Below are 13,427 nucleotides of genomic sequence, written 5' to 3' on the forward strand. Positions count from 1 at the left end.
CGTCAGTGTTATCGGCGCTGTCTGGTACACCTTCGCCAAGGATAACCTGGCCTTTGTTGATGATACGGTTGTTGGCATTGCCGTCGGAATAGAAGGCCACACCATTTTCAGCATTGATATTGATGACCCCGGTGGTGTCGTTAATCGCAGTACCGCCGGCGTAGACCGCCATGCCAACCAGCGGCGTTGGGTTCGCTGGGTCATAATTCCCGTTTTGTTCGAGATTAATGGTGCCCTGGTTAACCACGGTATTATTACCATAGGCCGCCATGCCCGCACCGGCATTATTAATAGTAATGGTACCCTGATTGAGAGCGGAAGAGCCGGATTTACCATAATTAACGTCATGGTCACCACCAGCCCCCATACCCACTGAGTAATCAATCGCCCGGGTACCAATATTTGAAGCCAGAGTGGTGGTATCATTCGGGTCGACCCATAACGCATCGGTCGTGATGGTGCCATTATTGACGGCATAACCGCCACCGTATAATCCGGCCATGCCGACAGCGCCACGTCCGGCCATATCGATAGTGCCATTATTCACTACCGTGCTGCCGTCAACCGCAGCAACCATTCCCTGAACGGAAGTCGCCTTATTATTGAAGGTGGTTTGTGCGTAGACACCATAGAATTCAGGAGTGTTCACCACGCTGTCCTGGTTAACCACTTTCCCAGTTATCACGGCACCACTCTCATTGACGGCCGTGCTGCCAAACTCGGTGAGTGTCCCAGAGAGTGCAAATAGATCTCTTGAGGTTGAAGTTGCGCGGTTAAGGGTAATTTCACCCTGGTTACTGACCAGCGTGCCGTTACTAAAACTCGTCACGACAGAGATATTGGTTGACTCGATAGCCCCCTTATTGACAACGGATGAACCATCGCTGGCAGTGATTAATGTCGACTCTTCCCAAGACTTATCAATTGGGTCTGCATCAATGACAAAGCTTGCCCCGTCTTCAATTATCAGAGAGGCACCATTTGTGAGATCGAATAAGGACTTCCATATTCCGGATTTAAATTCGCCGCTCAGGGTGGATTCACCGTTCAGGACCAACGTCGACTGGCCATCGACTGAAACAGGAGAATCATAAGCGAGGCCATAGCGCCCGTTGGCAATCTCATCGCCAGCGGCGGTATCCGTCATCGCATCGGTTTCGCCGACCAGATGAATACCCTCGTTCAGGGTGACGGTGTTACCATCGCCCTTCACTTTTAGCCCCTGAATCTCTTCTTCTGTTCCACTGGCATTGCCATACTTCGAACCTGCATATTCACCGTCACTGATCACGGTTAAACTGCCGTCAAGGGTGACATTGTTATTATTGCCCTCGACGTTAATGCCGACTGATGGGTCCAAGAAATAGTCAGCGGCGTTATCCGCAGTCTGGTCTTTATCGACCACCATGTTGCCGCTTAGCGTTACGGTGTTACTTTCACCGGTCACATTGACACCGGTGGCTTTTTGCCCGGTGACATTGATGGAAGGTGAGTCCAGATTGACGATGTTCCCCGTGCCGGACACATCCAGCCCGGTGGAGAAATCGCCCACATTCAATTCGCCGGTCTGCGTCACCGTGTTGCCATTGCCGTCCACCGCCAGACCGGTGGCGCGGGCATTTTCATCACCGCTGCTGACGGTGGTGGTGCCGCCGTTGGTGATGTTATTGCCATCACCATTCACCTGAATACCCGCGGCGCCATCACTGGCGGTCACGTCACCATTGTTACTGATGGTGTTATTGCTGCCATCCACCTCGACGCCGATGGAGCCAGTGCCGGTGGCGCTGGCCGTCCCGTTATTAGTGATGATGTTATCGTCGCCGATAATAAAGCTGCCGGTAGCGCTTTCTGTGGCCGTTGAGTCTCCGATGCTGACGGTGTTGCCGCTGCCATCAACTATCTTGCCCGCATTACCGTTGCCGGAGGCAGTGCCGCCGCTGATGGTGACGGAGCTGTTGTCGGTCAGCGTCATGTCACCAATATCGGTCAGCGTCAGGTTGCCTTTGTAATCGTAAACCGCGGCTTTGGTGCCATCGCCGCTGATCATATCCAGCTTAATGGTGTTGCTGGCCTCATTTACTTTGTACTGATTCAGCAGCGCGGTTCTGCCGTCGGTTGTGTTGGTCAGCGTCCAGGTGCCGTCGCTATTAGTGGAAATGTTCCAGACGGAATCACCCACGGTCAGCGTTTTCGCCCCTTTATCAATGGTGACGTTGTTGTTATAGGTGGTGACCGTGGTGTCAGTTCCACCGCCGGAATCGTCGCCACCAGAATCATCACCGCCGGAGTCACCGCCAGAATCGCCGCCAGAATCACCACCGCCGCCAGTGTCACCACCGCTACCGGAATCATTGCTGCTGTGGTGGCTGTCACCGTCGCTATTGGTAGCCGCTAAGCCAACCGTCGCCAGCAGCGCAGTCGCACCACCGGCAACCCACGCCCATGTCGTTCCTTCGTCAGCGTTAACCACTGGCTTCAGGCACACCGGAGCGAGCTTCTCTTTTTGCTCTTTCGTTAATTTACTGAGATCACTCGGACACTGAATCTCCGTTTTCTCTTCCGCGGGCTCAGTTGGATCCGCCCACGCCATATTTCCTTGCAGAGTGAAGGCAACACACAGAGAAAGTGTGCTCCTTTTTAACATTTTTTTACTGGTTGCCGGTTTCATGGCATGAACTCCTTGTAATAGTTAAAAAACCGCCTTCGTGGCGGAGGTGAAATTCATTAATGCATAAGAGATCGACAGCTTTCATTTTCTGAAAATGAAAGCAATCTTAATGTGAAGCGAAAAAACGATGTCGATGAACAGTATTCAATTGCATTTGCCCACTGCTTTCATTCCAGCGGCAATATATTCGGATAAAAACAAGCTATGCACCGAGACCGTGTTAATCCCTAAAACCTTGAGCAAGGCTCTGTGCTGATTGTGTATATCTTTACTTGAATGGGTATTTTTTCTTAACCAGCTCATATAATGAGGTAACCCACTCGCCGCATAGTTGATACGCTGCCTGTTGCGTTCAGAGATAGAGAAAAATGCGTTCGGCTTTCTCCAGAGAGAGTCATAGCACATGAACTCAACCACCCGCAGCGGAGCCATAGAGGGGAGAAAAAAAGATTGAACAACCGTGTCCGTCAACATTCGGTCGATAAAAAAGAAAATTCGCCCTTTAGCCTTTTCCAAAAAGGCACAGACAAGCAAATGCACCTGCCGATTACGAACAAATACATAGAAAACACTGACTTCGTTAAGCAAGTGGTTATTTTCAAGTATCTGAGAAGGCGTTAACGACAGCACCTTGCGGTCTGAAGCTTGTAATGATTCAAGGCCAAGAGAAAAATAGCAGTTGTCCGAGATGATACAAATGACGTCCATGAGGAATTCCATTCCAAAATTTAAGACAGATGTTTAACCAAAAGACCAAACATTATGCTGATGCCCCTCGGCACCTTTTTTGGGCAATAGAAAACGTATGCCATGCGCACTTTTTATTGCAACAACGTGCGCAGCATTGAAAATGCGGCAAAGAATTTTAAATTCGAAACATTATATCTCAATAAATAAATAATTTAAGAAATAAATCGACCTGAAGATAACGGCAAAACACCTAACTAACCAATTGAAATTAAAGGTGAAATTTAATAATTCACTCACACTGATTTAATAATTAACCAAGGAGGAATCCTCATCCAAAAATAAGAAAGGAACGACTTAGAAATTCCCTTAACTGGGCAGCGAAGGGATGCAGGAAGGTGAGGTAATGAAACCAAGTGCGGACACGCAAAATGGTCCATTCACACCATTCTTTGCCTGGCGACGCTGCGTTTGTCTGTAGACAGACAAAACCGGAACCTGCATAGCCCGGTGGGGTTTGCGTCACCGGGCAAAAATGGTCAGACATCCATCTCGTCGAAAACCGGCTGAGATTGTGAGCGTGCGGTCAACGTGAGCATCGCCATACCTTGCCGTTCATCTATTGCCCCCGAAAATAAGTCAGCACCGCCGCAGTAAATACTTCTGCGGCTTCTACATTGGAAAGGTGTGAGGCAGGCAGCGTCACGCGCTGGCTGCCAGTAATTTGCTGATGCAGAAAATCGGCGTCGGCAACGGTCGCCACCGGGTCGTGTTCCCCGGCGATAATCATCACCGGCGCTGTGATCGCCCCCACTTCAGTACGCAGGTCTGCACCAGCCAGCGCTTCACAGCTTTCCGCATACCCTTCCGGGTCCATCTGTGTGAGTTGATGCACTAGCGGTTCCACCACTTCCGGGTAGTGTTGACGGAAACTGTGTGTGAACCAGCGATCCGTTGTTCCGGCAGCGACAACATCCATGCCTTCCTGACGCACAGCGCGCGCACGTGAAAGCCAGCTTGCCTGGTCGCCAATCCTTGCGGCTGTGTTCGCCACCACCAGACCGTAAAACCGCTCCGGGGCAAACCGCGCCAGCCACAGACCAATCAGACCACCGACTGAAATCCCACAAAAACAGGCTTTGTCGATATTCAGATGATCGAGCAGCGCAATCACATCTTCACCCAGTTGGGCGAGTGTCACTTTGCCGCGTTTCTGAGTTTGCCCGTGACCGTGCATGTCGTAACGCAGCACGCGAAAGTGCGCCGTCAGCGCTTTAAGCTGCGGCTCCCACAACGAGAGCGTGGTGCCCATGGAATTGGAAAGCACCAGAACCGGCGCATCTTCAGGGCCATCAAGCTGATAGTGAAGCATCATGATTTTGCTCCTTATCGCGCGCCAGAACCTGACGCACAAAGTGAGTGGCGCTGCCGGTGGCCCGCGAAGGGTCCAGTAACGCCCTGAGTTCGGTTGACGTGAAATGGGTACTGACGCGAGGTTCGCTTTCCAGCAATTCAAGCAGGTGTCGTTTCTGATCCAGCATCAGCCCGGTTTGCGCTAACACTTTACGCACCGCAGGCGACGGACCAAACCCCATAATTCGGTGCCCAACGCTCGCTCGCGCACACGCGCCATCGTTCACGCCAGATGCATTTCCGGCCGTTACGCTGCCATCTGCGCACACAACCCCTTTCAGAGCATATTACGCAGCCCGTCCTGGTGCGCCTGCCTGCTGGCTATATTTCCCGGCGCGGAGTTTATCCAGCACGCCGTTTTGCAAGCCTTCCCGCTTATATTCCAGCGGCGTGCCCAGCGGCACGATATCGAGAAAACCAGTCGTGAGGAAGTTGTCGAGCTGCAGCGTATTGATGTGCTTTGGCGCTTTGGTATTGCGATGGGGTTGCCAGTACACATCGATACGCTGCTTTAAGGGCTGGACATCCTCCATGGCGTCAAGAAACAGCGATTTGTCGTCAGGGTTCATCTTCACATCCTCCCGCTGCTGCGACTACTGAAAACGTACTATAGCCGTGCCCTGCCTCACGCTCAATGCGTTTTGGTTTAGTGGAAACTGTTTGCTAAAAGGATATATCACTGCCATTTTTTAACCTGGCGAAGAATAAAAATAGTTAAGACATGCTTAACTAAAATTAATGGCAGATAACATGAAATGACAATGTTAAAAAATCGTGAAATTAATCACCTAAAAGTACTGGTAATTAAATATAAATTCGCTATAACTGTATTACCTGCATGGGGGAGTAAAATGCGGGACGACGTTATGGAAATATTGCTGTGTATACTGCGGGATCTGGCGGATGTCGACAGATCCTGTTTTTTTATCCGTAAAAGATAATCACCTCTGAAATAATTACCTGCCCGCATTTATTGCTGTTTTAGCACTTTCAATACTGCAATTTCTCTAATGAATGTCATTGAAATGTATGACAAAGGTCGCTGTAACCCCAGCGAATAGTCTGAAACTTTTGGCTGACATCGCCTGCAGTTAGCGAGCAAAGGGTATGCAAAGCACAAACGTCACTGAGCATCATTACATTACTCTCACGAAATATATTCACTAAAAATATATTTAACCGTAGTAATTAACCCGCCACTTTCTTCCGAAAATATATCATCCTGCGTTCCAGTCGCCCATTATTGAAAATGCCATAGCGAATTTTACGGACCAGGAATAATGATAAAACAGCGAGAATTAAAAACGATTGCAATGCATTCAGTCCACTATTCGCCACTCCCGGCCTTTAATTTTACATTTTTGCAAAAAAAATCATCAACGCAAAGAGATAACACGCGAGGCAAGATACTGGTTAAGCGAAAAGACGCAGCATGATATCTTGTCAGCCTTCCCACTGGACTGGAGCGGGGAATGCCCGCCACTGTATAAAGGAAACGTGATGCTGACACTGCTGGAAGACAAAATTACCACCCCACTCGGCCCCTTGTGGCTCCTGTGCGACGAACAATTCCGTCTGCGCGCCGTCGAGTGGGAAGAACACAGCGACAGAATGGTGCAATTGCTGGACCTTCATTATCGCAGCGAAGGCTATCAGCGCGTCGCGGCCAGCAACCCAAACGGCCTGAGCGACAAGATGAAAGCCTATTTTGAAGGCGATCTCAGCGTGATTGATACCTTGCCCAGCGAAACCGCAGGCACGCCTTTTCAGCGTGAAGTCTGGAAGGCACTGCGCACCATTCCTTGCGGGCAGGTGATGCATTATGGCCAGCTTGCACAAGTCCTCGGTCGCCCAGGCGCGGCCCGTGCCGTCGGCGCGGCAAATGGCTCAAACCCGGTAAGCGTGGTGGTCCCCTGTCACCGTGTTATCGGCAGCAATGGCACCATGACCGGTTATGCCGGAGGCGTGCAGCGAAAAGAGTGGCTGTTGCGCCACGAAGGCTACCTTCTGCTTTGATGATCCGTGCTATATTGGAAATTTTAGACAATTTTACGCTCGAATTCCGCCAATTAAAACTAAGAATATCAGTCAGATAGAAAGGAAACCGCCTTTCCCTTGCTAATATTGCGTGATTCGAGTTTTCGAGACTTACTTGCTCACCAAAAAGATGTTAAAATTGACCAATATCAATTAAAGCTCGAGCATATCTATGATCCCGGAAAAGCGAATTATACGACGCATTCAGTCTGGCGGTTGTGCTATCCACTGCCAGGATTGCAGCATCAGCCAGCTCTGTATCCCGTTCACGCTGAATGAGCATGAGCTTGATCAGCTTGATAATATTATCGAGCGTAAAAAGCCGATTCAGAAAGGCCAGACCCTGTTCAAAGCAGGCGATGAGCTCAAATCTCTGTATGCCATTCGCTCCGGTACGATCAAGAGCTATACCATCACAGAACAAGGCGACGAGCAGATCACCGGCTTCCATTTGGCGGGCGATTTAGTCGGCTTTGATGCCATCGGCACGGGTCATCACCCGAGCTTTGCGCAAGCGCTGGAAACCTCCATGGTCTGTGAAATCCCGTTCGAAACGCTGGATGACCTCTCCGGCAAGATGCCCAATCTGCGTCAGCAGATGATGCGTCTGATGAGCGGCGAAATTAAAGGCGACCAGGACATGATCCTGCTGCTGTCCAAGAAAAACGCGGAAGAGCGCCTGGCGGCGTTTATCTATAACCTCTCCCGCCGTTTTGCACAGCGCGGTTTCTCGCCTCGTGAATTCCGTCTGACCATGACGCGTGGTGATATCGGTAACTACCTCGGCCTGACGGTAGAAACTATCAGCCGTCTGCTGGGTCGTTTCCAGAAAAGCGGCATGCTGGCAGTCAAAGGCAAATACATCACCATCGAAAACAGCGATGCGCTGTCTGTTCTCGCAGGTCAGGCCCGCAACGTCGCCTGACCCCTGCTCTTTCCTTCCGCCAGGTCGCTAAATTTTTGTGATTTATTGATCTGGCGAAGGTTATCCCCTGTTTCAATCACTCCGGATGGGTTATCTTTTAGTTACAGACTGTGGTGACAGTTGTAAGGAGACCCTGTATGGCAAAGTATCAAAATATGCTGGTAGCCATCGATCCTAACCAGGACGATCAACCCGCATTGCGGCGCGCAGTTTACCTTCATCAAAGGATTGGTGGATCGATTAAAGCCTTTTTGCCGATCTATGATTTTTCCTACGAGATGACCACTCTTCTGTCGCCTGACGAACGCACTGCGATGCGTCAGGGCGTCATTAGCCAGCGGACCGCGTGGATCCGCGAACAGGCCAGGTTTTACATTGAAGCGGGCGTGCCGATTGACATTAAAGTCGTGTGGCATAACCGTCCCTTCGAAGCGATTATCCAGGAAGTCATGAGCGGCGGGCACGATTTGCTGCTGAAGATGGCTCACCAGCACGACAAACTGGAAGCCGTGATTTTCACCCCGACTGACTGGCATCTGCTGCGTAAATGCCCTTGCCCGGTATGGATGGTCAAAGACCAGCCGTGGCCGGAAGGCGGCAAAGCAATAGTGGCCGTGAATCTTGCCAGCGAAGAGGAGTATCACAATGCCCTCAACGATAAACTGGTTCGTGAAACCATCCAGTTAGCAGAGCAAATCAACCATACCGAAGTGCATCTGGTCGGCGCTTATCCGGTCACCCCCATCAACATTGCGATCGAGCTCCCTGATTTTGATCCGAGCGTGTACAACGACGCCATTCGCGGTCAGCACCTGCTGGCAATGAAAGCGCTGCGTCAGAAATACAGCATCAGCGAAAACATGACCCATGTGGAAAAAGGCCTGCCAGAAGAAGTCATTCCGGATATCGCCGAACATCTGCAAGCGGGGATTGTGGTGCTGGGCACCGTGGGGCGCACCGGGCTGTCGGCGGCGTTCCTCGGCAATACAGCGGAACAGGTTATCGACCACCTGCGCTGCGACCTGCTGGCGCTGAAACCCGATCAGTACCAGACGCCGGTTGAGCTGGACGACGAAGAAGACGATTGATTCGCGTATAAAACAGCAAAGCCCGTCGAGGAAACCCGGCGGGCTTTTTTTTACTTCATTGCCCGGCGGCGCTGCGCTTGCCAGGCCTACAGGTAGAAATCCATCGTAGGCCGGCGTCAGGCGCAGCCACCACCCGGCATTAGCAGGCTACAAGGATCAGTGGATACCCATGCGCCAGGCGTAGTCGATCTCTTCTTTCAGTTCCAGCGAGGAGAGCGCCATCAGATCGGCAAATTCCAGCTCTAACAAAGAAAGCGACGGCAAAATTATAAGCGATGGACAATCCGCCGTAACGCACGCTGGTTGGGAACAGCTCAGCCATCGCTGCGCTGCATGCGCCATCGAACGCTGCGATAAAGGCTCCCAGTAACAACATTGCCAGCACCGCCGAGAGGAAATTACCCTGAGCCATGACCATCATCGTCGGGTAGCTGAAAAGAATAAAACCTGCACAACCGGCTAACATCAGCGGCTTACGGCCAAAACAATCGGACAGATAGCCCATAAATGGCACCAATACGGCGATGCCTAACAGCCCTGCCGTGGTTATCGCGTAGGAATCCAGCTTCGAAAAATGCAGTTCGGTGGAGAGATAACCGGGCATAAAAGTTTGCAGCGTCCAGTGCCCCACGGCTTCAGGACAACAAATCCTACGCAAAACAATAATGCAGGCCACGCTTTGGTGACGGCTGCACGCAAAGGCGCACTTTCAGTTTTGCCGCTTTGCGCCACCGCTTGGTATCCGGGGGAATCTTCAAGGTGCTGGCGAAGATATAATCCCACCCAGCCCAGCGGCCCGGCAATGAGAAACGGAATGCGCCAGCCCCAGTCATTCATCGCCGTTTCGCCGAGGGAAGCCGTTAGCAGAAAGACCAGCCCTGACCCGGCAACAAACGCCATAAAACCGAAGTTATCTATCCAGCAGGTAAAATCTAGCCCTCGTCAGTCTGAGGGATACGCGCCCATATATCGCGTTTGTGGCGTCCACCATCATCTGGGCCATCAGCTCACCACAAAGAAGGAAAAACCACGCTTTTTCCTTCTTTGTCAGCAATCTGAGGAACCTTTCGGTCCCTTTTACATCCCTACAGGTTCCGATCAGAACGTTTCCCAGTTATCTCCTGAAGTCAGCGCTGGACGCTGAGGCACAAACACTTTACCCGTATGCGGTTCCGGCTGATGGATCACGCTGTTGTTATTCAACACACGAAACGCCCCAACCGCTTCTGTCAGGCGGGCCGCCTGCTCTTCCAGCGAACCGGCTGCGGCTGAAGCTTCTTCCACCAGCGAGGCGTTCTGTTGGGTGACGTTGTCCATTTCAGTGATCGCCTGGCTCACCTGCAAAATGCCACGACTTTGTTCGTCGGAGGCCGCCGCAATTTCCAGCATGATGTCGGTGACGCGTTTTACGGCATCGACAATTTCACTCATCGTACTGCCCGCCGCGACCACTTCGCCAGAGCCGCGTTCAATCAGGGTGACGGATTCACTGATCAGCCCTTCAATCTCTTTCGCTGCCTGAGCACTACGGCTTGCCAGGGTGCGAACTTCACTGGCGACCACCGCAAAGCCACGGCCTTGTTCACCTGCACGAGCGGCTTCGACTGCGGCGTTCAGCGCCAGAATGTTGGTCTGGAAGGCGATGCTGTTAATCACCGCGGTAATCTCAGAGATTTTCTTCGAGCTAGCGGAAATGTTGCCCATGGTCGACACCACGCCAGAAACAATCTGCCCACCGCGCGTCGCTTTGCCGGAGGCATCTTCTGCCAGTTTGCTGGCATGATGCGCGTTATCGGCATTCTGTTTCACCGTCGCGGTAAGCTGTTCCATGCTGGCGGCCGTTTCTTCGATGGCAGCGGCTTGCTGTTCGGTGCGTGAAGAGAGATCGGTGTTACCTGCTGAAATTTCGCTGGTGCCACGGTAAATTTCTTCAGTGCCCTGACGCACAGTGCCGACAGTTTCCGCCAGTGCGTGCTGCATTTTTTGCAGATCGAAGCTCAGCTTGCCGATTTCACTGCGTCCGGTAGGTTCGTCGGCCAGAGTTAAATCGCCATCGGCAATTTGTTCAATGCGATGCAAGGCGCGCTTCAGCGGATTAATCACCGTGCGGCGCAGGGCGACGAAGGTTAACAGCGTTAAGACCAGCGCAAAGGCAAACGCGCCAACCATAAAGGCTAACCCCATTTGCGTGCGGCTGTGGGCGGTTTCAGTCAGATGACGAGCGCGATCGCTACGGATTTGAATAACCTTAGCCAGCACATCGTTATAAGCTGAATCCAGCTGACGCGCATGTTCGTTTTCATGGTTAATGATGGCCTCAAACATGCCGTTTTTGGCGTATTTCAGCATCGGCTGCAAACCGGTGACGTAATCGGTAAAGCGCTTATTGATTTCGCCATCCAGTGCTTCATCGGCAGGCGTTTTCACGTCGCGATTCACATACTGCTTAAAGCCTTCCTGAGACTCTTTAATCCGTTGTTCGGCTTCGGCGATATTGCGCTTCATGTCATCCATTTCGGCAATACGGCTGGCGGCCCCGGCGTGGATCATGTTGATACGCGCGGTACGAAGATGATTCGAACTGTTGGCAAGGCCCATACGGACTTCCAGTTCTTTGGTGACGTCGCGCTGATCCCTGTCCGCCTGAAGCAGGAAGTAGCCCGCAAGACCTGAACTTAACGCGAACAGCAGCAGGATACCGCCAAGAATGGAGGTGAACAGCGGAACCAAACGAATGTGATGTAAGAAACTGACAGTTTGCGGCTTAAGCCCTGCGGCTGATTTTTCCATGGCTCTCGACTCTCTTATTGTAAGAGGCGTACTCACACGCCCGTAAGATTGTCATCGGCCTGATTGGGAGATTGCTTACCGGTAAAAGCGCTACACCGGTCACACTTTGGACAATTCGCATTAAAGCCAGCGGGATGACCCGCTGGCCTGGTGCTTAGTTATCGCCGAAATGGATAACGGTGCGGATAGATTTGCCTTCGTGCATCAGGTCAAACGCTTCGTTGATCTTGTCCAGCGGCAGACGGTGAGTGATAAACGGATCGAGGTTAATTTTACCCGCCATCGCGTCTTCCACCATGCCCGGTAGCTGGGTGCGCCCTTTCACGCCGCCAAATGCAGAGCCGCGCCACACGCGCCCTGTCACCAACTGGAACGGACGGGTTTTGATTTCCTGACCCGCGCCCGCAACGCCGATAATCACGCTTTCACCCCAGCCTTTATGGCAGCATTCCAGCGCCGCGCGCATCACGTTCACGTTGCCGATGCACTCAAAGCTGAAGTCCACGCCGCCATCGGTCAGTTCAACAATCACGTCCTGAACCGGTTTGTCATAATCTTTCGGGTTGATGAAATCGGTCGCGCCCATTTCACCCGCCAGTTTGAATTTTTCCGGATTGGTGTCGATAGCCAGAATACGGCCTGCTTTCGCCTGCACCGCGCCCTGAATTACCGCCAGACCGATTCCGCCAAGGCCAAATACCGCGACGGTATCGCCTTCTTTCACTTTTGCGGTGTTGTGTACCGCACCGATACCGGTCGTCACGCCGCAGCCCAGCAGACAAACTTTATCCAGCGGAGCCTGTGGGTTGACTTTGGCGAGCGAAATCTCTGCCACTACGGTGTATTCGCTGAAAGTGCTGGTGCCCATGTAGTGATAAATGGGTTCTCCGTTGTAGGAGAAACGCGTGGTGCCATCTGGCATCAAACCCTTGCCCTGAGTGGCGCGAACCGCCTGGCACAGGTTGGTTTTACCGGATTTGCAGAACTTACATTCGCGGCATTCTGCGGTGTACAGCGGAATAACATGATCGCCCGGCTTCAGACTTGTGACACCGTCACCGACTTCCACCACCACGCCGCCCCCTTCATGGCCTAACACCGCCGGGAATACGCCTTCCGGATCATCGCCCGACAACGTGAAAGCATCGGTATGACATACGCCGGTGTGGGTGATTTTCACCAGCACTTCGCCCTTTTTCGGCGGTGCGACGTCGATTTCAACAATTTTCAGCGGCTGGCCTGGGCCAAACGCAACTGCAGCACGTGATTTCATCTTCCGTCTCTTCCCTTGTTGTCAGTTATTTTAAATACGATCGTAGCAGATGGCCGACTTCCGCCATGCGAACAGCTCGCTGATCCGCGGTGGTTTCGCCCGCCACCAGCTCATCTTTCAGGTGCATTTCCACCATTTCGCCCATCAGGCCGTTGGTGGCCCCACGAATAGCGGCTATCTGCTGCAAAATGGTGAGACACGGATCGCCAGACTCCAGCGCCCGTTCGAGCGCTTCAACCTGCCCACGAATGCGACGAACCCGCGTCAAAGCACGCTTTTTGTCTTCAGGTGAATGCGGCATGGGACCCTCTCAATATACTGTAGGGGGGTATACTATCATAGTGATCACTGCGGAGTCTTTGTTTCTCTGCGGCGATGACGTTCAGGGAAGAGTATCCGAATCGGGACTGCACACTGGATGGGGGGAGCGCTACACTGCTTTACTTTTCCAGACGAAATGGATGCTCGTCCCCCTATTATGACTTCTCTTTATTATCTCATCCTTGCCGTCTCCCTGAATGCTGGCGGGAACCAGGCCGCCGT

The 13,427-nt window shown here is 52.2% G+C and carries 9 protein-coding genes and 4 pseudogenes; 3 read left to right on the plus strand and 10 right to left on the minus strand.

Annotated elements, in window-relative coordinates; translation table 11 throughout:
- The 5 genes and pseudogenes from ACLW56_RS04135 to ACLW56_RS04155 all read right to left on the minus strand — a co-directional run.
- Positions 1–2,647, minus strand: a 2,647-nt coding sequence (locus ACLW56_RS04135) for a beta strand repeat-containing protein (RefSeq protein ID WP_415377533.1), incomplete at its 3' end; no start/stop codon positions are given.
- A 168-nt stretch (positions 2,648–2,815) separates the two neighbouring features.
- Positions 2,816–3,379: a hypothetical protein gene (locus ACLW56_RS04140; RefSeq protein WP_330982558.1), complete on the minus strand. Its 564-nt coding sequence runs from the start codon at positions 3,377–3,379 to the stop codon at positions 2,816–2,818.
- Positions 3,380–3,977: 598 nt separating this feature from the next.
- On the minus strand, positions 3,978–4,733 hold the full coding sequence (gene pcaD, locus ACLW56_RS04145; protein ID WP_330982559.1) for a 3-oxoadipate enol-lactonase: 756 nt from the start codon (positions 4,731–4,733) through the stop codon (positions 3,978–3,980).
- A gap of 124 nt (positions 4,734–4,857) precedes the next feature.
- Positions 4,858–5,052: pseudogene (locus ACLW56_RS04150) on the minus strand (3-oxoadipyl-CoA thiolase); the annotation flags it as partial.
- 30 nt (positions 5,053–5,082) lie between these two features.
- Positions 5,083–5,340 (minus strand): annotated as a pseudogene (locus ACLW56_RS04155) (Smr/MutS family protein); the annotation flags it as partial.
- Positions 5,341–6,271: 931 nt separating this feature from the next.
- Here ACLW56_RS04155 and ogt point away from each other — a divergent pair.
- The 3 genes from ogt (at position 6,272) to uspE (ending at position 8,821) form a co-directional block, all read left to right on the plus strand.
- On the plus strand, positions 6,272–6,787 hold the full coding sequence (ogt, locus tag ACLW56_RS04160) for a methylated-DNA--[protein]-cysteine S-methyltransferase (RefSeq protein ID WP_330982561.1): 516 nt from the start codon (positions 6,272–6,274) through the stop codon (positions 6,785–6,787).
- A 193-nt stretch (positions 6,788–6,980) separates the two neighbouring features.
- Complete coding sequence (gene fnr, locus ACLW56_RS04165) at positions 6,981–7,733, plus strand: fumarate/nitrate reduction transcriptional regulator Fnr (protein WP_138097328.1); 753 nt, start codon at positions 6,981–6,983, stop codon at positions 7,731–7,733.
- Between the two features lie 137 nt (positions 7,734–7,870).
- Positions 7,871–8,821 (plus strand): universal stress protein UspE, encoded by a 951-nt coding sequence (gene uspE / locus ACLW56_RS04170; RefSeq protein WP_330982562.1) that lies wholly within the window; start codon positions 7,871–7,873, stop codon positions 8,819–8,821.
- Between the two features lie 156 nt (positions 8,822–8,977).
- Here uspE and ACLW56_RS04175 read toward each other — a convergent pair.
- From ACLW56_RS04175 to ACLW56_RS04195, 5 genes and pseudogenes are all read right to left on the minus strand, one after another.
- A pseudogene (locus tag ACLW56_RS04175) lies at positions 8,978–9,085 on the minus strand (YdiH family protein); the annotation flags it as partial.
- Positions 9,069–9,751: pseudogene (locus ACLW56_RS04180) on the minus strand (MFS transporter); the annotation flags it as partial. The pseudogenes ACLW56_RS04180 and ACLW56_RS04175, both read right to left, overlap by 17 nt.
- A gap of 168 nt (positions 9,752–9,919) precedes the next feature.
- Positions 9,920–11,611 carry a methyl-accepting chemotaxis protein gene (locus ACLW56_RS04185; RefSeq protein ID WP_330982563.1) on the minus strand — a complete coding sequence of 564 codons (1,692 nt, stop codon included), beginning with the start codon at positions 11,609–11,611 and terminating at the stop codon, positions 9,920–9,922.
- 154 nt (positions 11,612–11,765) lie between these two features.
- A complete protein-coding gene (locus tag ACLW56_RS04190; RefSeq protein ID WP_330982564.1) occupies positions 11,766–12,884 on the minus strand; it encodes an S-(hydroxymethyl)glutathione dehydrogenase/class III alcohol dehydrogenase in 1,119 nt (372 codons plus the stop codon).
- Positions 12,885–12,909: 25 nt separating this feature from the next.
- A complete protein-coding gene (locus tag ACLW56_RS04195) occupies positions 12,910–13,185 on the minus strand; it encodes a metal/formaldehyde-sensitive transcriptional repressor (RefSeq protein ID WP_330982565.1) in 276 nt (91 codons plus the stop codon).
- Between the last annotated feature and the right edge of the window lie 242 nt (positions 13,186–13,427).

The sequence above is a fragment of the Pantoea sp. sgz302252 genome, assembly GCF_047713085.1.
Taxonomy (GTDB): domain Bacteria; phylum Pseudomonadota; class Gammaproteobacteria; order Enterobacterales; family Enterobacteriaceae; genus Scandinavium.